This is a genomic window from Burkholderia sp. Ed8, from assembly GCF_040761425.1.
Taxonomy (GTDB): domain Bacteria; phylum Pseudomonadota; class Gammaproteobacteria; order Burkholderiales; family Burkholderiaceae; genus Burkholderia; species Burkholderia seminalis.
Genome location: NZ_CP142886.1, coordinates 3,630,986 through 3,650,317 on the forward strand (window position 1 = coordinate 3,630,986; position 19,332 = coordinate 3,650,317).

The 19,332-nt window shown below is 66.2% G+C and carries 16 protein-coding genes and 1 tRNA gene; 6 read left to right on the forward strand and 11 right to left on the reverse strand.

Translation table 11 applies throughout. The features are described from left to right. Positions 1-2: 2 nt before the first annotated feature. The 9 genes from cyoA to cysS all read right to left on the reverse strand — a co-directional run bounded on the left by cyoA (position 3) and on the right by cysS (position 11,378). Positions 3-890, reverse strand: a complete 888-nt coding sequence (gene cyoA, locus VXM69_RS30710) for a ubiquinol oxidase subunit II (protein WP_034188896.1) — start codon at positions 888-890, stop codon at positions 3-5. 269 nt (positions 891-1,159) lie between these two features. Continuing rightward, positions 1,160-2,689: a NuoM family protein gene (locus tag VXM69_RS30715; protein WP_034188897.1), complete on the reverse strand. Its 1,530-nt coding sequence runs from the start codon at positions 2,687-2,689 to the stop codon at positions 1,160-1,162. A 482-nt stretch (positions 2,690-3,171) separates the two neighbouring features. Next, entirely contained in the window at positions 3,172-4,560 is a 1,389-nt protein-coding gene (locus tag VXM69_RS30720) for a hypothetical protein (RefSeq protein ID WP_124670801.1), read from the reverse strand. Positions 4,561-4,765: 205 nt separating this feature from the next. Beyond that, positions 4,766-4,859: transfer RNA gene (locus tag VXM69_RS30725), tRNA-Ser, on the reverse strand. A gap of 110 nt (positions 4,860-4,969) precedes the next feature. Next, on the reverse strand, positions 4,970-6,223 hold the full coding sequence (locus tag VXM69_RS30730; RefSeq protein WP_034188899.1) for an aspartate kinase: 1,254 nt from the start codon (positions 6,221-6,223) through the stop codon (positions 4,970-4,972). 343 nt (positions 6,224-6,566) lie between these two features. After that, a complete protein-coding gene (gene tilS, locus VXM69_RS30735; protein WP_367189725.1) occupies positions 6,567-7,988 on the reverse strand; it encodes a tRNA lysidine(34) synthetase TilS in 1,422 nt (473 codons plus the stop codon). Positions 7,989-8,034: 46 nt separating this feature from the next. Next, the gene (locus tag VXM69_RS30740; RefSeq protein ID WP_006478433.1) at positions 8,035-9,006 is read right to left on the reverse strand and encodes an acetyl-CoA carboxylase carboxyltransferase subunit alpha; all 972 of its coding nucleotides are present in this window, start codon (positions 9,004-9,006) and stop codon (positions 8,035-8,037) included. Positions 9,007-9,109: 103 nt separating this feature from the next. After that, positions 9,110-9,937, reverse strand: a complete 828-nt coding sequence (locus tag VXM69_RS30745; protein WP_034188901.1) for a DNA-3-methyladenine glycosylase — start codon at positions 9,935-9,937, stop codon at positions 9,110-9,112. Positions 9,938-9,980: 43 nt separating this feature from the next. Then, positions 9,981-11,378: a cysteine--tRNA ligase gene (cysS, locus tag VXM69_RS30750; RefSeq protein ID WP_034188902.1), complete on the reverse strand. Its 1,398-nt coding sequence runs from the start codon at positions 11,376-11,378 to the stop codon at positions 9,981-9,983. A gap of 233 nt (positions 11,379-11,611) precedes the next feature. Here cysS and VXM69_RS30755 point away from each other — a divergent pair, with 233 nt between their 5' ends. The 4 genes from VXM69_RS30755 (at position 11,612) to VXM69_RS30770 (ending at position 14,354) form a co-directional block, all read left to right on the forward strand. Beyond that, complete coding sequence (locus tag VXM69_RS30755) at positions 11,612-12,334, forward strand: tetratricopeptide repeat protein (RefSeq protein ID WP_034188903.1); 723 nt, start codon at positions 11,612-11,614, stop codon at positions 12,332-12,334. A gap of 40 nt (positions 12,335-12,374) precedes the next feature. Continuing rightward, positions 12,375-12,950 (forward strand): peptidylprolyl isomerase, encoded by a 576-nt coding sequence (locus VXM69_RS30760; protein WP_034188904.1) that lies wholly within the window; start codon positions 12,375-12,377, stop codon positions 12,948-12,950. 88 nt (positions 12,951-13,038) lie between these two features. After that, complete coding sequence (locus VXM69_RS30765) at positions 13,039-13,530, forward strand: peptidylprolyl isomerase (protein ID WP_006478428.1); 492 nt, start codon at positions 13,039-13,041, stop codon at positions 13,528-13,530. Between the two features lie 23 nt (positions 13,531-13,553). After that, the gene (locus tag VXM69_RS30770; RefSeq protein WP_034188905.1) at positions 13,554-14,354 is read left to right on the forward strand and encodes a UDP-2,3-diacylglucosamine diphosphatase; all 801 of its coding nucleotides are present in this window, start codon (positions 13,554-13,556) and stop codon (positions 14,352-14,354) included. A gap of 52 nt (positions 14,355-14,406) precedes the next feature. Here the strand turns inward: VXM69_RS30770 and cysE are convergent, their stop codons facing one another. Together cysE and VXM69_RS30780 are read right to left on the reverse strand one after the other, a co-directional pair. Then, positions 14,407-15,180, reverse strand: a complete 774-nt coding sequence (cysE, locus tag VXM69_RS30775) for a serine O-acetyltransferase (protein WP_034188906.1) — start codon at positions 15,178-15,180, stop codon at positions 14,407-14,409. Between the two features lie 296 nt (positions 15,181-15,476). Next, complete coding sequence (locus tag VXM69_RS30780; protein ID WP_124609701.1) at positions 15,477-16,301, reverse strand: RNA methyltransferase; 825 nt, start codon at positions 16,299-16,301, stop codon at positions 15,477-15,479. 280 nt (positions 16,302-16,581) lie between these two features. Here VXM69_RS30780 and VXM69_RS30785 point away from each other — a divergent pair, with 280 nt between their 5' ends. Then, complete coding sequence (locus VXM69_RS30785; protein ID WP_034188908.1) at positions 16,582-17,385, forward strand: inositol monophosphatase family protein; 804 nt, start codon at positions 16,582-16,584, stop codon at positions 17,383-17,385. A gap of 317 nt (positions 17,386-17,702) precedes the next feature. Then, on the forward strand, positions 17,703-19,325 hold the full coding sequence (locus VXM69_RS30790) for an NAD(P)/FAD-dependent oxidoreductase (protein WP_367189726.1): 1,623 nt from the start codon (positions 17,703-17,705) through the stop codon (positions 19,323-19,325). The last annotated feature ends 7 nt before the right edge of the window (positions 19,326-19,332 follow it).

Genomic DNA, 19,332 nt, shown 5'->3' on the forward strand with positions numbered 1-19,332 from the left:
CGTTACCCCTTCGTGCCGCAGGCGGCGTCCTTCAGGTCGAGGACGTGGCCATCGTTGTATTTCGCGATGATGTTGTGGAAGAGCCGCGGATCGACCGACGAGAAGTAGCGCACCGGCGCCTTCTCGCTCGGCTGCGCGACGGTGCCGTACACGGTCGCGTCGAGCCGGTCCGGCGACGCCTTGACCTTCTGCACCCAGGCATCGAACTGTTCGCGCGGCTCCGCGAGCGTGCGGAACTTCATGTCGGAGAAACCGCGGCCGCTGAAGTTGGCGGAAGTGCCCGCGTAGTTGCCGGGTTCGTCGGCGATCAGGTGCAGGCGCGTCTGCATCCCGGCCATCGCATAGACCTGGCCGCCGAGCTGCGGAATGAAGAACGAGTTCATCACCGAATCCGACGTGATGCGGAAATTCACCGGCGTGCCCACCGGAATCGCGAGCTGGTTGACCGACGCGATGCCGAGCTCCGGATAGATGAACAGCCACTTCCAGTCGAGCGCGACGACCTCGACGTCGATCGGCTTCACCGACGACTCGAGCGGCTTGTACGGGTCGAGCTCGTGCGTGGTCTTCCACGTGAGCACCCCAAGGAACAGGATGATCAGCGTCGGCACCGTCCAGATCACGACCTCGATCGCGGTCGAATGCGACCAGTTCGGCGCATAGGTCGCGTTCCGGTTCGATGCGCGATAACGCCACGCGAACCACAGCGTGAGCAGGATCACCGGCACGACGACGACCAGCATCGCCCAGGTGGACGTCGCGATCAGCGCCTTTTCGGCGGCGCCCACGCTACCTTTCGGATTTAGTACATCTAAATTACAGCCTGACAGGCTCAACGCCGCGCCGATCGACATCAGCGCCGCCCAGCCTCTTGAAGCTTTTCTTTTCATCACACAGCCCGAGGGTCATTGAATCCGTTTGCGTATGCCCGATGCGCATTCGATCCACGAAAGTGGCCGAATCATACGTCGCGCGGGTGTGATGAAAAACCGGTGGATGCGGCAAATCATCATTGCAAAATCTGCCGTGAGTCACATTGTCGCGGGGCAATTTCACGCAGCCGGAAGCAGGCCTGGCGCCCCTGCGCCGGACCTCGATCGATGTGCGCGCAACGACCGCGTCGCCACGCGATGCGGCCTGCGTGGCGCGCGCGCCGCGCTCAGTCGTGCGTCGACGCCATGTACGACGGCAGCGCCGGCACGGGGCCGTCCCCTGCCGGCACCTTCGAGTGGCTCGCTTCCTGGATCAGCTTGCCGACGGTCGGATCGATCGCGTCGGTGAACGGCTTCGGATCGATGCCGATCGCCAGCACGATCAGCGCGAGCGACGCGAACATCACGATCTCGCGACGGTTCAGGTCGGCGAGCTTCGCGATCCGCTGGCTCGCGACCTTGCCGAACACCACGCGCTTGAGCATCCACAGCGTGTACGACGCGCTGAGGATCAGCGTGAGCGCCGCGATCGCGCCGATCCAGAAGTTGAAGCGGATCGCCCCCATGATGACCATGAATTCGCCGACGAAACCCGACGTGCCCGGCAGGCCGACGTTGGCCATCGCGAACAGCAGCGTGAAGGTCGCGAAACGCGGCATCACGCCCGCCACGCCGCCGTACGCGGCGATCTCGCGCTGCTTCGTGCGATCGACGAGCACGTTCACGCACAGCAGCATCGCGCCGGCGACGAAGCCGTACGACACGAGCTGCACGATCGCGCCTTCGACGCCGATCCGGTTGAACAGGAACAGCCCGAGCGTGACGATGCCCATGTGTGCAACGGTCGAATACGCGAGCAGCTTGCCGAGATCGGTCTGCGCGAGCGCGATCAGGCTCGCATAGACGATCGCGAACAGCGATAGCGCGATCACGGCCGGTGCGAAGAAGTGGCTCGCATCGGGCGTGACCGGCAGCGCGAAGCGCAGGAACCCGTAGCCGCCGAGCTTGAGCATCGCGAGCATCAGCGCGGCACCGGTCGGGCCGTCGGTATAGACATCGCTCAGCCACGTATGGACCGGCCACATCGGCACCTTCACCGCGAACGCCGCGAAGAAGCCGAGGAACACCAGCAACTGCGGCGCGAAGCCGAGTTGCAGCGTGCGCCACGCGGCCATGTCGAACGTATGCGACTGCGCATACAGGTACAGCATCGCCATCAGCAGCAGCAGCGAGCCGGCGAACGAGATGAAGAAGAACTTCACGGCCGCATAGACGCGGCGCTCGCGCCCCCACGTGCCGATCAGCAGGTACAGCGGGATCAGCGTCGCCTCGAAGAAGATGAAGAACAGCAGCCCGTCCTGCGCGACGAACACGCCGACCATCAGCCCCGACAGGATCAGGAACGACGCGTAGTACTGCGCGACGCGCACCGTGACCGACTCCCACGACGCGATCACCACCACGAGCGTCGTGAAGGCGGTCAGCACGACGAGCCACAGCGACGCGCCGTCGATGCCAACACGCCATCCGGAATTGAACGCCGCCAGCCAGTCGCGGCTTTCGACAAACTGCATCGCCGCCGAATGTGCGTCGAAGCCGGCAACCAGCGGGACGACGGCCGCCAGCCCCACGATCGCGCCCGCGAGCGCGATCAGCCGCGTCCGGCGCGGGTGATGGTCGGAACCGACGCGCAGCAGGCACGCGCCTAACAGGATCGGAGCCCAGATGGCCAGGCTCAGGAAGGGGAAATCATGCATGTCAACAAAGCCTTGAGGAGGTCGCGCACTGTATCGGGGACAGGCGAGACGAAAGGTACGAAATCAAATCGACAGGTAGATTTCGTGAATCGCCAGCGTTGGCAAAATGTAAAGCGGCATCACGGAAAAACTTGATGCCGCTCAAACGCGATCGGGTTAACGAGCATAAGGCGATTGATTATTTTCTGCAGCGCAGCAGAGCCTCAATTTTCCACGCCGACGCATGACGCTGATTTTATTGAGTAATTTTTTGTATTACGCGCCGGGGCTCATCATGAAAAACGACGCAGTGCCGCATTTTTGACATCGTCGGTTCATTTCGTGGGGCCGGAATGGAATTATCGAGGCCGGGCAGGACGATGGTCCGGCGCACCTCTTTTTCTTACATCGATACTTACATTCATCTTCCGGTCGGCCGAGCGAATGGCCACCCTGCCCGCCCACCGTCACGGCAGCCCGCGCATGCTTCATGCTCCCGGCCGTCAGCGCCGATGGCTTTGCCGGTCCCACACGCGCATCGTCACCGCTCGATAGTGGTCGTGTTGCGCGGGGAAATGAACGAAGCGGCTGTCGCGCGTCGCGTAGACCGGCGACGCCGCAAGCGTCGTCGCGTCGACGATATGACGCGCATCGATCATGCCGGACTCCAGCAGTTCCACATAGATCGCCTGCTGGTCGCCGCCGCTCGCGTAGACCGACGACCGATCGTCGAAGCGCTCGATGCGCGCGCAGATGCGCTCGACGAGTGCGCGCATCGGCGCCACGTTGCGTACGCCGATCATGCACGAATTGATCGCCCAGGCCGTGTGATCGGTACCGATCAGGAAGTCGCGGCCCTCGATCACGCCGTCGATGGACCGACTCTGGTCGATTGCCAGGATGTCCGCATCGACCCAGAACACGAATTCGTGGTGCGGCAGATGTTCGCGAATCAGATGCAGCTTCGCCCAGTTCGCATCGATGCCGCCCGGCAGGAACGCGGGTGCCTCGCGATACGTGTGGTACGCATAACCGTGCCGCGTGCAGTAGCGGACGAAGTTTTCCTCGTGCAGATCGCCATAACCCGCAATATGCGGCGTATGCAGGCTCACGAACGCAATACGCGCGTGCGGATTCACGTGCCGCTCCGCTTCGCGCGTTCGCTGCTGCGCGGCGCGCCAGTCGTCCAGCGCGCGCGGGGAATCGCCGCGCTGGTACCGCTCGGCATCGTCGACGAGCGCGACCACGTAGCGAAAGTCGTAGTCGGCCGCCGGCGCCCAGCCACCGTCCACGTCCTGCCACTCGGGCGCGTGGTGCGCGACCAGCGGCCGCGCGCCGGCGATCGAATCGATCGCGATGCCCTCGCTCCAGACCGTCTGCACCGACGCGAAATGCCCGTTCGCGAGCGGTACATCGAACGGCAGTGGCGCAAAGTGCTCCGCGAGCAGCGTCGCCTCGCACGCGTGACGCCGTTCCGGAAGGCGCATCGCCCACTTGCCCAGTTCGAGCGCGAGCTCGCGCAATCGCTCCCGCACGCCGGGCACGTTGCGGAAAATCATGCCGCTCGCGGCAGGCAGCGGCGACTTCGACGTCTGGGTGGTGACGATTGCGTCGTAACCGTGCGCGACGTCCGGCAGCGCGTGCGGATCGAACACGACGGAGAACGGATCGAGCACGAGCAGCAACGCGCCCGGCTCCATCGCGACGAGCTGCGCGATGAGCGCGTGGTACTTGTGCAGGATCTGCTGGCGCTCGCCGTACACGTGCGTGCCGTCGACGATCGCATGCCGGTAGCCGTGCAACTGCGCGTAACGCGCGTGATTGTCGACGAGTCCGTCGACAGGCCGATGAGAGCGGAACGTCAGAACTGCATGCGGGCTTGCCACGAGCATCACCTTGAATTGCGCCGGTCGATACGCGTATGTTGCGCATGACAGGGGCTCAAGTCGAGCATTCATTGCCCGAGGGGCCGCGACGAGGTTCGCGTGAGGACGCGATCCGGCAGCATCGGACCTGTCGCGCGCGACACGGCACGACGGGCCGGAAAAAGAAAAAGCCCCGCAAGTCCGAGAACTTGCGGGGCTTTGTCACCGCTTTTGGCGGAGACGGAGGGATTCGAACCCTCGATCCAGGTTTTGGCCCAGATGCTCCCTTAGCAGGGGAGTGCCTTCGACCTCTCGGCCACGTCTCCCAAACTTTCGCTCGCACCAGGGAGGCAGTGCGACGAGAACGAGATATTATAGGGTTTCGAACCGTGCGTCAATTTCGCTGATGCATTTTCTTCAATGCATCACGAAAAATTCACGACGCCTGGTCGAGTTCGAATGCCTTGTGCAGTGCGCGGACGGCCAGCTCCATGTATTTCTCGTCGATCAGCACCGAAATCTTGATTTCGGACGTCGAGATCATCTGGATGTTGATGCCCTCTTCCGACAGCGTGCGGAACATCTTGCTCGCGACGCCCACGTGCGAACGCATGCCGACGCCGACGACCGACACCTTCGACACCTTCGGGTCGCCCTGCACGCGCTCGGCGCTGACATGGCCCTGCACCTGGTTGGTGAGGATGTCCATCGCCTTCTGGTAGTCGCCGCGGCCGACCGTGAACGTGAAGTCGGTTTTGCCTTCGACGCTCTGGTTCTGGATGATCATGTCGACATCGACGTTCGCGTCGGCGACCGGGCCGAGGATCTGATATGCGATGCCCGGCTTGTCGGGCACGCCCATCACAGCAATGCGTGCTTCGTCGCGCTGGAACGCGATGCCGGAAATGACTGCCTTTTCCATGGTCTCGTCTTCTTCAAAAGTAATCAGGGTGCCCGAGCGCATTTCTTCGTCGAGCGCAATCAGCGGATCGGTCAGGCTCGACAGCACACGCGTCTTCACCTGGTATTTGCCGGCGAATTCGACCGAGCGGATCTGCAGGACCTTCGAGCCGAGGCTGGCCATTTCCAGCATCTCTTCGAACGTCACGCGATCGAGGCGGCGCGCCTCTTCGACGACGCGCGGGTCGGTCGTGTAGACGCCGTCGACGTCCGTGTAGATCAGGCACTCTTCGGCATCCAGCGCGGCCGCGACCGCCACCGCCGACGTATCGGAGCCGCCCCGGCCCAGCGTCGTGATGTGGCCGTCCGGATCGACGCCCTGGAAGCCCGTGATGATCACGACCTTGCCGGCGTTCAGATCGGCCTTCACGCGCTCGTCGTCGATCGAGTGGATGCGCGCTTTCGTGAACGCGCTGTCGGTCTTGATCGGTACTTGCCAGCCGGCGTAGCTCACGGCCTCGACGCCGATTTCCTGCAGCGCGATCGACAGCAGGCCGACGCTGACCTGCTCGCCGGTCGACGCGATCATGTCGAGCTCACGCGGGCTCGGCTGGCTCGAAATCTCTTTCGCAAGACCGAGCAGACGGTTGGTTTCGCCGGACATCGCCGAAGGCACGACCACCATCTGGTGCCCGGCCTGATGCCATTTTGCGACGCGTTTCGCGACGTTCTTGATGCGCTCGACCGAGCCCATCGAAGTGCCGCCGTATTTGTGTACGATGAGTGCCATTGTCGTTCTGAACTGGAGGAGAAACCGCACGGGCGCGCTGGGCAGGCCGCGTAGCCGTTCGGTCACGCGGCTTGTGGCTGTGGACGGACGACAAGGGGGACGGCTGGGACGCAACACGCAAGCGTGACGGATTTTGCCCGGAAGGCCGATCAGGCCGCGCAAACCGGGTACGTCACGCGGAAAACCTGCACAAAACGCTCAAAAATCGAGCCGAGCAAACGACCGAGCGTACCCGATAGAAGCCCGCTTGACAAGCCGCCCGCCGTGCTGGGAGCCGTTCAGGCGCTGTTTACCAAATGGTGAAAATGGGCGCGCCATCGCGCCGCCGGACGTGTGCCGGACGCTACGCGATCAGCAGGTCGGGGCGCCATTCGATCCGGCGCCAGTCGCCGTTGCCGGCCGCCTCGCTCCCGGACAGGCCGATATCGCGATCGAGGCCAAGCCGCGGCACGTAGAGCAGCCGGTCGCCCGCGAACAGAAGCGGCACGTCGCGCTGCCAGGCCGGCACGCCGCGCTCCTGGAACAGGTTCTTCAGCGTGCGGCCCGGGCCGCCCGGCGACATGCGCATCCGCTCGCCGCCCGCGCGGGCGCGTACCGTGAGCCTGGCGCCGCGCAGCAGCGCCTCCGGCACCGCGCCGGCGCTCGCCGCGTCGGCCGGCGCGAACACGAACGTGCCGCGCCAGCCCGGCACGTGCCAGACCTCCTGCCCATCCCACGCGAGCGCTGCTTCCGGGTGCGGCGTGCCCGTGCCGTCATCGGCCGGTTCGCTGCTGTCGCCCGCTTCCCAGTAAACGGTATCGCGATAGAGCCGCAGGCACTGCCCTGCGTGATCGACACGCAGCGCGTGCGCGTCATGCGCGGCGCGCAGCTGCCGCATCATGTTGGCGAGCCGCGCGGCCGACGCGCCCGGCAAGCCGAGCCGGCGCATCCAGAAGCGCAGCAGGTTCGCGCCGCGCGTGTCGTCGAACGCGACCAGCGCGTCGCGCGACAGCGCATGCCCGTCGTCGCGCGCAACGGCGGCGAAATCCAGTTCGGCCAGATCGTCGAGCAGCTTCTGCGCGGCGGCCGCATGCTGCGCCGCGCGGCCGAGCGCATCGCGAAAGCCCGGGAAATGCACGGCCAGCGCCGGCAGCACGTCGATGCGCAGCGCATTGCGCGCATAACGCGTGTCGCCGTTCGATTCGTCGTCGATCCATGCGAGCGCATGCTGCTCCGCGTAGCGCTCAAGTTGCGCGCGCAACAATCGCAGCAACGGGCGCACCCGTTCGACGCTCACGCCGTCGGGGCGATAGCGCGGCGCCATCGCGGCGAGCCCGGCGATGCCCGCGCCGCGCAACAGCTGCAGCAGCACCGTCTCCGCCTGATCGTCCGCATGTTGCGCGAGCCACAGCGTGGCCGCGCCATGGCGCTCGCACATCGCGTCGAGCGCCGCGTAACGACGCTCGCGTGCCGTGGCCTCGATACCGAGGCCGCTGTCGCGCGGCACGTCGACGCGCATCGATTCGAACGCGACGCCGAGCCGCGCGGCTTCCGCTTCGGCATGTGCAACCCATGCATCGGCGTTCGCGCTCAGGCCGTGATGCACATGCAGCGCGACGCAACGCGACGCGCCCGCGACGCGCACGGCCGCATCGAGCAGCACCGTCGAGTCTAGGCCGCCGCTGAAGGCGATCGCGATGCGCGCATCGGCCGGCATGCCGGAAAGCGCAACGCCGACCGCGTCGAGGACGGCGCGGTCGGCGGAGAATTCGGTCGGTGGGGTCACGAGAGGAACGCGCGCGCAGCAGCGCGCGAATCGAATACGCAGCCGGTCATGCGCCCGGCGTGGTTTCCTTGAACTTGCCGTAGGCCATCAGGCGCTCGAAACGGCGCTCGCGCAGCGCATCGATGCTCATGCCCTGGAACTGGCGCAGCGAATCGGCGAGCGCGCGGCGCAGCAGCGCGGCCATGCCCTTCGGGTCGCGATGCGCGCCGCCGAGCGGCTCGTTGATGATCTTGTCGATCAGGCCGAGCGCCTTCAGGCGGTGCGCGGTCAGGCCCAGCGCTTCCGCGGCTTCCGGCGCCTTCGCGGCGCTCTTCCACAGGATCGACGCGCAACCTTCCGGCGAGATCACCGAATAGGTCGAGAACTGCAGCATCATCACGGTATCGGCCACGGCGATCGCGAGCGCGCCGCCCGAACCGCCCTCACCGATCACGGTCGTGATGATCGGCGTCTTCAGCTCGGCCATCACGTACAGGTTGCGGCCGATCGCCTCCGACTGGCCACGCTCTTCCGCGCCGATGCCCGGGTACGCGCCCGGCGTGTCGACGAACGTGAAGATCGGCAGCCCGAACTTCTCGGCGAGACGCATCAGGCGTTCGGCCTTGCGATAGCCTTCCGGACGCGGCATCCCGAAATTGCGCGCGGCGCGCTCCTTCGTGTCGCGGCCTTTCTGGTGACCGATCACCATGCACGGATGACCGCCGAAGCGCGCGAGACCGCCGACGATCGACAGGTCGTCCGCGAATGCGCGGTCGCCATGCAGCTCGTGAAAATCGGTAAACAGTTCCGCAACGTAATCGAGCGTGTACGGACGCTGCGGATGCCGCGCGATCTGCGACACCTGCCACGGCGACAGGTTCGCGTAGAGGTCTTTCGTCAGTTGCTGGCTTTTCTTCGACAGCCGCTCGATTTCTTCCGAAATATCGACAGCCGAGTCGTCCTGCACGAATCGCAGCTCTTCGATCTTGGCCTCGAGTTCGGCGATCGGCTGTTCGAAATCCAGAAACGTGGTCTTCATGTGTTCGAATCCTTGGGTCTTGCGGCAGCGCGTATTCTACCCGCGCGGGCGACGCTCAAAACCGGCTCTCAACTATTGACATTCAAAACCCGATAGTCGACGCTCAGGCGTCGGCGTCGGGCGCATCGAGGCTGCGCCACATGTACCAGGTCGCGACGGTGCGCCACGGCTCCCAGTTGGCGGCGACTTCACGCGCCTCGCTGCGTGTGACGGGTTCCCCGCTGAAGTAATTGACGCTGATCGCGCGGATCAGGCCCGGGTCGTCGAGCGGCAGCACGTCCGGCCGCGACAGGTTGAAGATCAGGAACATCTCGGCCGTCCAGCGGCTGATGCCGCGGATCTGCGTGAGTTCCGCGATCACGTCCTCGTCGTCCATCGACGTCCATTTGTCGACGTGCAGCGCCCCCGAGACGAAATGCTGCGCCAGATCCAGGATGTATTCCGTCTTGCGTTTCGACAGCCCGCATGCGATCAGCTTGTCCGCACCGAGCCGTATCACCGGCTGCGGCGCGAGCTTCGGACACGCGTCCTCGATGCGCGCCCACAGCGACTGCGCGGACGGCACCGAAATCTGCTGGCCGACGACCGAGCGTGCGAGCGTGACGAACGGGTCGCCGCGCTTCACGAGATGCGCGGGACCGAACTTCGGAATCAGTTTCTTCAGGATGCGGTCGCGCTTGACGAGATCGGCGCACGCCTTGTCCCAGTAGGCAGGACGCACGACGACCTCCTCGCCGCCCGCTTCGGGCGCACGCGTCTTGCGGGCCGCGTCGGCGGCCGGCTGCGCAGCCGCCGGCTGCGCGTGACCGTTCAGCGCACCGTTCGGCACGGCGCGCGTCGCGTCCGCCTTCGCCGCCGGCACGCGCCTGGCTGCCGGACGTGCGGCGACCGCGGTCGCGCGCCTGACCGGCGCTTTTCTAGCCGTTGCCATCTTGCCTCCTACCTGACGGATCGGTCAGTGGAACGCGCCGCGCTCATACGCGACGCCATTCGGTCGATCCGCCCGGTTTGTCTTCAAGTGCGATCCCGGCTTCGAGCAGCTGCGCCCGGATCCGGTCCGCTTCGGCATAGTCCTTCGCTTGCTTCGCCGCGACACGCGCGGCGATCTTCGCTTCGATCTCGTCGGCTGCGAGCGCGCCCGCCTGCGCGGCGCCGGACGCCTGCTGCAGGAATGCGCGCGGTTCGCGGCCCAGCAGGCCGAGCAGGCCCGCCAGCTGTTTCAGCTGCCGCGCGAGCGACGCGTCGCGCGTGCGATTCACTTCGCCGGCGAGCTCGAACAGTGTCGCCACCGCGACCGGCGTGTTGAAGTCGTCGTTCATCGCGGCCGCGAAACGCTGCGCATGCGGCTCGTTCCAGTCGAGCGCGAGCGTGTCGGCCTCGACGTCCTTCAACGCCGTATACAGGCGCGTGAGCGATGCGCGCGCGTCGTCGAGATGCACGTCGCTGTAGTTGAGCGGCGACCGGTAGTGCGTGCGCACGATGAAGAAGCGCATGACTTCCGCGTCGTAGCGCTCGAGCACCTCGCGGATCGTGAAGAAGTTGCCGAGCGATTTCGACATCTTCTCGTTGTCGACCTGCACGAAGCCGTTGTGCATCCAGTAGTTGACGAACGTCTCGCCGGTCGCGCCTTCACTCTGCGCGATCTCGTTCTCGTGGTGCGGGAATTGCAGATCCTGCCCGCCGCCGTGGATGTCGAAGTGATTGCCGAGCAGCGAGCAGCCCATCGCCGAGCACTCGATGTGCCAGCCCGGGCGGCCCATCCCGTACTTCGACGCCCACGACGCGCCTTCCGGCTCGTCCTCCTTCGCGCGTTTCCACAGCACGAAGTCGAGCGGATCCTGCTTCGCGTCGTTCGCCGCGACGCGCTCGCCCGCGCGAAGGTCGTCGAGCGACTTGCCCGACAGCTTCCCGTAGTTCGCGAACTTGCGCACCGAGTAATTGACGTCGCCGTCGGTCGCCTGGTACGCGTAGCCGTTCGCCTCGAGCGTCTCGATCATGCCGAGCATCTGCGGGATGAACTGCGTCGCGCGCGGCTCGAGGTCGGGCCGCTGGATACCGAGCGCGGCTTCGTCCTCGTGCATCGCGTTGATGAACCGGTCGGTCAGCGACTTGATCGTCTCGCCGTTCTCGACCGCGCGGCGGATGATCTTGTCCTCGATGTCGGTGATGTTGCGCACGTACGTGACCCGATAGCCGATCGCACGCAGCCAGCGCTGGACGAGGTCGAACACGACCAGCATGCGCGCGTGGCCCACGTGACAATAGTCGTAGACGGTGATCCCGCATACGTACATCCGCACTTCGCCGGACTGGCGCGGCACGAAGACTTGCTTGTCACGCGCGAGCGTGTTGTAGATGCGCAGTGATTCCATAGAGATGAACCGTGAGCCGAAGGAAACCGCCCTGGCGAAGCTCGCCCAGCATGCGACACGGACGGACCATCTGCTGCGGCACCGGGCCGAGCGTCCTCGTATCACATGGGGCGGTCAGGCTGCAAGCACAGCGGTGACGGCCACGAGAGGCTAAGAAAGACTGTCTGCGGCTCGCCGGAACGCGCAGACGTTTTGTTAGAATGGCTCGGAGTATAACATTCCGATTTACGCCTATGAAACCTCATCGCGGCCGCGCGCCGAGCGCTGCGACCCTCGTTGCGACCACCGTCATGGGCGTCGTGCTGACGCTTTTCGCGGCCCCCGCGGCGCATGCGCAGAAAGCCCCGGCCGTCGCCGACGGCACCCCCGAAATCGACTCGTCCATCGCCGGCAAGCAGTGGAAGCAGGCGCTCGCGCAACTCGACGCGCGCATCGCGTCGAACCCGCACGACGTTCAGGCGCAGTTCAAGCGCGGCACCGTGCTGGCCCGCCTGAACCGCGACGACGACGCGATCCAGCAGTTCGTCGCGATCACGCAGGCGTACCCGGAACTGCCCGAGCCGTACAACAATCTCGCGGCGCTTTACGCGAAGCATGGCCGCTACGACGAAGCGCGCACCGCGCTCGTCACCGCGACGCAATCGAACCCGAGCTATTCGCTCGCATACGAGAACCTCGGCGATCTCTACCTGCGCCTCGCGGCCGAGTCGTACAAGCGCGCGCAGTCGCTCGGCCGCACGAGCGGCGCGACCGCGCAACGCCTCGCCGATCTCCAGAAGATCGTGTCGCCGCCGAAAGCCGCGCCGAATGCGCGCGCGGTGACGCCGGCCACGCGCGACTACACCGACCGCGCCGCCGCGAACGTGAGCACCACCACGCTGCCGATGTCGCCGACGTTCCAGTTCAACGGTCCGTCGGGCGCGCTGGCGGCGCCGTACGTCGCGCCGTCGCAATAAGCGGCGCGGCCTTCTTTCCCCTCCCAACCTGAGGATCGCAATGAAACGTCTGTTGCTGGCGCTTGGCGGCGCCGCCCTTCTCGCGACCGCACCCGCGTTCGCGCAATCGGCCACCGCGCACCCCGTCGTGCAGCTGAAGACCTCGCAGGGCGACATCCGTGTCGAGCTCTACCCGGAGAAGGCGCCGAAGTCGGTCGCCAACTTCCTCGATTACGTGAAGGCCGGCCAGTACAACGGCACGATCTTCCATCGCGTGATCAAGGGCTTCATGATCCAGGGCGGCGGCTACAAGACCAACTTCGAGGAGAAGCCGACCCGCGCGCCGATCCCGCTGGAGAGCCGCAATGGTCTGAAGAACCTGACGGGCACGATCGCGATGGCCCGCACGAGCGATCCGAATTCGGCCACCGCGCAGTTCTTCATCAACACGGTCGACAACAGCGGCCTCGACTACCCGAACCCGGACGGCAACGGCTATGCGGTGTTCGGCAAGGTCGTGTCGGGTCTCGACGTCGTGAAGAAGATCGAAGGCGTGGCGACGACCTCGCGCGGCCCGATGCAGGACGTGCCGGCGCAACCGGTCGTGATCGAATCGGCCAGCATCGTCTCGAAGTAAGAACCTGCCGGCACGTCCGGCGACTCACGCGGCCGCGTCGCACGACCGGCCGCGTGCCATTTAAACCGCCTCACCGAAGGAATTCATCATGGTTGAACTGCATACGAACCACGGCGTGATCAAGCTCGAACTCGACGCCGCGAAGGCACCGAAGACGGTCGAGAACTTCCTGAACTACGTGAAGAAGGGTCACTACGACGGCACCGTGTTCCATCGCGTGATCAACGGCTTCATGATCCAGGGCGGCGGCTTCGAGCCGGGCCTGAAGCAGAAGCCGACCGACGCGCCGATCGACAACGAGGCGAACAACGGCCTGAAGAACGACAACTATACGGTCGCGATGGCGCGCACGAACGATCCGCACTCGGCGACCGCCCAGTTCTTCATCAACGTGAACGACAACGACTTCCTGAACCACTCGTCGCCGACGCCGCAGGGCTGGGGCTACGCGGTGTTCGGCAAGGTCGTCGAAGGCCAGGACGTGGTCGACAAGATCAAGGGCGTCAAGACGGGCAACGCTGGTTTCCACCAGGACGTGCCGACCGACGACGTCGTGATCGAAAAGGCCGTCGTGGTCTGACGCACGGTTACGGAGACACTTCGATGTTGCAGGAGAGTCCGCCGCGAAGCGTCTCCGCGGGCGTGCCTGGCGAACGCCAGTACGCGCAAGCCGCACGCCCGTTCCTGTTTCTGTCCGATCTGCATCTGAGCGAAGCGATTCCGAAGACGGTCGCCGCGTTCGAGCATTTCGTGAAGTACACCGCCGACAGCGCCGACTCGGTGTTCATCCTCGGCGATCTATTCGAATACTGGATCGGCGACGACCTCCTCGACGACGACCCGTTCGCGGCCCGCATGGCCGCGCTGATGCACACGTTCTCCGAGCGCGGGATCGCGCTCTACGTGATGCACGGCAATCGCGATTTCCTGCTCGGCCGGCGCTTCATGAAGGCAGCCGGCGCGATGCTGCTGCCCGACCCGTCGCTGATCATGGCGTTCGGCCAGCGTATCGTGCTCGCGCACGGCGACGCGCAATGCACGGCCGACCGCGGCTACCAGGTGTTCCGCCGCTTCGCGCGCAACCGCGTCGCGCAATGGCTGTTTCTCGCGTGGCCGTTCCGCTGGCGCCGCGCGCTCGCGCAACGCATGCGCTCGAACAGCGAAGCGGGCCGGATGCGCCCTGCCTCGGCCATCTACGACGTCACGCGCGAAGGCGTGGCCGCCCTGTTCCGCAAGAGCCGCGCGAGCGTGATCATTCACGGCCACACGCACCGCCCCGCGCGCCATCTGGAACCCGGCGGCATCCGCTGGGTGCTGCCCGACTGGGATCTCGATCACGGCACGCCGCGTGGCGGCTACCTGCGCGTCGATGCGGAAGGCATCCACGCCATGCCGCTCGAGTGACGCCGCCGCTGCCGTTGCATTGACCGGCCGCCGTCGGCGCCCGCCGCGTGAATTACATCTGGCGCTCGACCGTCTTGCCTTCCAGCACCGCCGACAGCCGGCGCAGATCGAGGCGCGCCGCATCGGCGCCCTGCAGCGTTTCCAGATGCGTGCCGAGCTGCTCGAGCGCCGCGACGATCTCGTCGACACGACGGCTTTCCTTCGCCGCGTGATCGATCAGGCCGTGGATCGCGAGCGACATCGGATCGTCGGCGTTCGGCGTGATCCCGTAGGCGCAGAATGCCGCACGCTCGGGCTGCGGCTTCGGCTGCGCCGGCATCACGATGCGCGCCGGATTGCCGACCGCCGTGCCGCCTGCCGGCACCGGCTTCACGACGACCGCGTTCGAGCCGATCTTCGCCCCCGCCCCGACCGTGAAACCGCCGAGCACCTTCGCGCCCGCGCCGACGATCACGCCGGCTTCGAGTGTGGGGTGGCGCTTCGCGCCGCGCGTGAGCGACGTGCCGCCCAGCGTCACGCCCTGATAGATCGTGCAGTCGTCGCCGATGATCGCCGTCTCGCCGATCACGACGCCCATGCCGTGGTCGATGAACACCCGCCGGCCGATCGTCGCGCCGGGGTGGATCTCGATCCCGGTCAGGAACCGCCCGGCCTGCGACGCGAAACGCGCGAGCCAGTAGCGCTTCGCGCGCCAGCAGGCGTGCGCGAAACGATGCAGCACGAGCGCATGCAGCCCCGGGTAACAGGTCAGCACTTCCCATGCACTGCGAGCGGCGGGATCCCGCTCGCGAATCGTGGCAACGTCTTCGCGCAGTCTCGTGAACATGATGTGGTCTGGGAAAAGGCCGGCGGGCATCGCCGGCAATGCCCGGCCGTTATCGCACCGGGTAATTTGCTTATGACGTCCGGCGATTGTAGGGCCAGTCGCGCATGGCCGCACACGGTCGCGCGTTCACCCCGCCGCCGGCGCGGGTATTCGAACGACAGGCTTGCTGCAACAGGCTTGCGGGGAGGATCGGCCGGATGGAATGGACCGGACCCGGCGCCGCCGGTCGACCGACGCACGGCCCGACGCGATACCCGGGCGGCGACCGAACGACCGGCAACCGGTGCGCCGGCCGCTTACGCGTCGCCGTCGGGCTTGCCCGACTTCAGCAGGATGTGCTTCGCGACGCCGCGCAGGATGTTGACCTCCTCGCGCTCGAGGCCCGTGCGCGCGAACAGGCGCCGCAACCGCGGCATCAGCTTCTTCGGATTGCGCGGATCGAGGAAATCGAGCGCGATCAGCGCGTGCTCGAGGTGGACGTACATCCGCTCGATCTCGTCGCTCTGCGCGAGCGTGCCGGTTTCGGCCGACGGTTGCGCCGACGGCTCGCTCGCCTGCTCGAGAAACGCGACGCGCAGCTCGTACGCGAGCACCTGCACGGCCTGCGCGAGGTTCAGCGAGCTGTAGGCCGGGTTCGCCGGAATATGCGCGAGCGCGCTGCACTGCTCGACATGCTCATTGGCCAGGCCCGTGCGCTCGTTGCCGAACACGAGCGCGATGTCGCCCGTGCCGACCTGCGCACACGCCTGCGTGGCGGCCGCGCGCGGCGCAAGGCGCGGCGGCCCGTATTCGCGCGTGCGCGCGGTCAGCGCGATCGACCAGTGGACGCCCGACAGCGCGTCGCCGAGCGTCGGCACGACATGCGCGGACGCGAGGACGTCGTCCGCGCCGCTGGCCATCGCGATCGCCTCGGGGTCGCTCTGCACGTGCGGCACGCGCGGCGCGACCAGCACGAGACGCGAGAAGCCCATCGTCTTCAGCGCACGGGCGGCCGCCCCGACATTGCCGGGATGGCTCGGCTCGACGAGCACGAAGCGGGTGGACGTGAAGCCGCCGGACGGCGGCGGAGACGAGGCCGCGCCCGGCTCGGCCGGCGCGGCGGTGTTCTGCGGGGTTTCCACTACGATACGACTCGGTTCATCAGAATGGCAGTATGGTATCGCCATCGCCGCGGCAAACCCACTCGTCCGGACGGACAGTGGGGGTTTCCCCGTATCCCGGTCGCCTGAAACCGTCAAAAATCGGGTAAAATCATGCCTTTACGCGTCGCACACCGTGCGGCGCGGGTCGTACCCCGCTCTTTGTCAATTCGCGTCTCACCTCGCCCGGCATGCTTGCGCCGTTCCGGGCGGTTGTTCCACTTCGTGGCGGCCCGTGCCGCCGGCTACAGGATCCAGGCCCATGCATCCCATGCTCAACATCGCTGTCAAGGCTGCGCGCCGCGCCGGACAGATCATCAACCGCGCGTCCCTCGATCTCGACCTGATCGAGATCCGCAAGAAGCAGCAGAACGACTTCGTCACCGAAGTGGACAAGGCCGCCGAAGAGGCGATCATCGAGACGCTGAAGACCGCCTACCCCGATCACGCGATCCTCGCGGAAGAATCGGGCGAATCCGACAACGAATCCGAATTCAAGTGGATCATCGATCCGCTCGACGGCACGACCAACTTCATCCACGGCTTTCCGTACTACTGCGTGTCGATCGCGCTCGAGCACAAGGGCGTCGTCACGCAGGCCGTCGTCTACGATCCGAACAAGAACGACCTGTTCACGGCCACGCGCGGCCGCGGCGCGTACCTGAACGATCGCCGCATCCGCGTCGGCCGCCGCGACCGCCTGGCGGACGCCCTGGTCGGCACCGGCTTCCCGTTCCGCGAGAAGGACGGCCTCGACGCATACGCACGCCTCTTCACCGAAATGACGCAGGCCTGCACGGGCCTGCGCCGCCCGGGCGCGGCGGCACTCGATCTCGCGAACGTCGCGGCCGGCCGCCTCGACGCGTTCTTCGAGCAGGGCATCAACGTGTGGGACATGGCGGCGGGCAGCCTGCTGATCACCGAGGCCGGCGGCCTCGTCGGCAACTACACGGGCGACGCCGATTTCCTGCATCGTCATGAGATCGTCGCGGCGAACCCGAAGATCTACGCGCAGATGATCCCGATCCTCAACCGCTACAGCCGCTTGCATCCGGCAGCGGAGTAAACGCCCGGGCCGCGCCCGCATGGCGCGGCTTTCGCGCAAACGCTCGTGGGCATCGCCAGGATCGCGTGCCGTCCGCCTCCCGGTCACCCGGGAGGCGCGGTAATCTTCCGTGCGCAAGGCGCGCTTCGTGCGCCTATCCTGAAGTTGCCCGAGTTGTCCGGACGGGCCGGCGCGCTGCCGCTCGCACCGCTTGCCCGTAACGACAACGAATGGTTTGCGCCCGGCAGGCGCGCGCGGCGAACAACGCCGTCATCGGCATGCCGGCCCCCCCTGTATCAACATCGCCACGGCGCCGTGGCAATCGCATCCGAGTCCCCATGTTACGGCTAAGCGAAATCAAACTCCCCCTCGACCACCCCGAAAGCGCGCTCGAGGCCGCGATTCGCGCGCGCCTCGCCGAGCTCGGCGTGGCGGCGGACGCGCTCCTCCGTTACACCGTGTTCCGTCGCGCGCACGATGCGCGCAAGCGTTCGGACATCAAGCTCACGTATATCGTCGATCTCAAGGTCAAGGACGAAGCGGCCGCGCTCGAGCGCATCGCCGGCAAGCCGCATTGCGGCGTGACGCCCGACATGGCCTACCACTTCGTCGCGAAGGCGCCCGAGCGCGCCGATTTCCTGCGCCCGGTCGTCATCGGCATGGGGCCGTGCGGCCTGTTCGCGGGCCTGATCCTCGCGCAGATGGGCTTCCGCCCCATCATCCTCGAACGCGGCAAGGCCGTGCGCGAGCGCACCAAGGACACCTTCGGCCTGTGGCGCAAGAGCGTGCTCAACCCCGAATCCAACGTGCAGTTCGGCGAAGGCGGCGCCGGGACCTTTTCCGACGGCAAGCTGTACAGCCAGATCAAGGATCCCCACCACTATGGCCGCAAGGTGCTGGACGAGTTCGTCAAGGCCGGCGCGCCGGAAGACATCCTGTACCTGAGCCGGCCGCACATCGGCACGTTCCGCCTCGTCAGCATGGTGGAAAAGATGCGCGCGTCCATCCACGAACTCGGTGGCGAAGTGCGTTTCGAAACGCGGGTCGACGACATCGAGATCGACCAGGGCAAGGTGCGCTCGCTCAAGCTGTCGAACGGCGAAACGCTCCGGTGCGACCATGTCGTGCTGGCCGTCGGCCACAGCGCGCGCGACACGTTCCAGATGCTGCACGATCGCGGCGTCCATATCGAGGCGAAGCCGTTCTCGCTGGGTTTCCGGATCGAACATCCGCAGGGGCTGATCGACCGCAGCCGCTTCGGCAAGTTTGCGGGCCACAAGCAGCTCGGCGCGGCCGACTACAAGGTGGTCCATCACTGCAGTAACGGCCGGGCCGTCTACAGCTTCTGCATGTGCCCGGGCGGCACGGTGGTCGCGGCGACCTCCGAGCCGGGCCGCGTCGTCACCAACGGGATGAGCCAGTATTCGCGCGCCGAGCGCAATGCGAACGCCGGCATCGTCGTCGGCATCACGCCGGACGACTATCCCGGCGGCCCGCTGGCGGGCATCGCGTTCCAGCGCAAATGGGAGGAACGCGCGTTCGAACTCGGCGGCGGCGACTACCGCGCGCCGGGCCAGCTGGTCGGCGATTTCATCGCAGGCCGGCCGTCGACCTCGCTGGGTTCCGTGGAGCCGTCGTACAAGCCCGGCGTGAATCCGACCGACCTCAGCACCGCGCTGCCGGACTACGTGATCGAAGCCATCCGTGAAGCCCTGCCCGAGATCGACAAGAAGATCGCCGGCTTCGCGATGCACGACGCCGTGCTGACCGGCGTGGAGACACGCACGTCTTCACCGATCCGGATTCGACGCAAGGACGACTACCAGAGCATGAACGTCGAAGGCCTGTATCCGGCCGGCGAAGGCGCCGGATATGCGGGCGGCATCTATTCGGCCGCCATCGACGGCATCGAAGTCGCGCAGGCGGTCGCACTCAGCATGACGTCGGGGCACACGTCCTGACAGGCCG

Bases quoted from the DNA above. Each gene is read 5' to 3' on its own strand.
- cyoA (WP_034188896.1), bottom strand. From the start codon at position 890: ATGAAAAGAAAAGCTTCAAGAGGCTGGGCGGCGCTGATGTCGATCGGC.
- VXM69_RS30715 (WP_034188897.1), bottom strand. From the start codon at position 2,689: ATGCATGATTTCCCCTTCCTGAGCCTGGCCATCTGGGCTCCGATCCTG.
- VXM69_RS30720 (WP_124670801.1), bottom strand. From the start codon at position 4,560: ATGCTCGTGGCAAGCCCGCATGCAGTTCTGACGTTCCGCTCTCATCGG.
- VXM69_RS30730 (WP_034188899.1), bottom strand. From the start codon at position 6,223: ATGGCACTCATCGTACACAAATACGGCGGCACTTCGATGGGCTCGGTC.
- VXM69_RS30740 (WP_006478433.1), bottom strand. From the start codon at position 9,006: ATGAAGACCACGTTTCTGGATTTCGAACAGCCGATCGCCGAACTCGAG.
- VXM69_RS30745 (WP_034188901.1), bottom strand. From the start codon at position 9,937: ATGGCAACGGCTAGAAAAGCGCCGGTCAGGCGCGCGACCGCGGTCGCC.
- cysS (WP_034188902.1), bottom strand. From the start codon at position 11,378: ATGGAATCACTGCGCATCTACAACACGCTCGCGCGTGACAAGCAAGTC.
- VXM69_RS30755 (WP_034188903.1), top strand. From the start codon at position 11,612: ATGAAACCTCATCGCGGCCGCGCGCCGAGCGCTGCGACCCTCGTTGCG.
- VXM69_RS30760 (WP_034188904.1), top strand. From the start codon at position 12,375: ATGAAACGTCTGTTGCTGGCGCTTGGCGGCGCCGCCCTTCTCGCGACC.
- VXM69_RS30765 (WP_006478428.1), top strand. From the start codon at position 13,039: ATGGTTGAACTGCATACGAACCACGGCGTGATCAAGCTCGAACTCGAC.
- VXM69_RS30770 (WP_034188905.1), top strand. From the start codon at position 13,554: ATGTTGCAGGAGAGTCCGCCGCGAAGCGTCTCCGCGGGCGTGCCTGGC.
- cysE (WP_034188906.1), bottom strand. From the start codon at position 15,180: ATGTTCACGAGACTGCGCGAAGACGTTGCCACGATTCGCGAGCGGGAT.
- VXM69_RS30785 (WP_034188908.1), top strand. From the start codon at position 16,582: ATGCATCCCATGCTCAACATCGCTGTCAAGGCTGCGCGCCGCGCCGGA.
- VXM69_RS30790 (WP_367189726.1), top strand. From the start codon at position 17,703: ATGTTACGGCTAAGCGAAATCAAACTCCCCCTCGACCACCCCGAAAGC.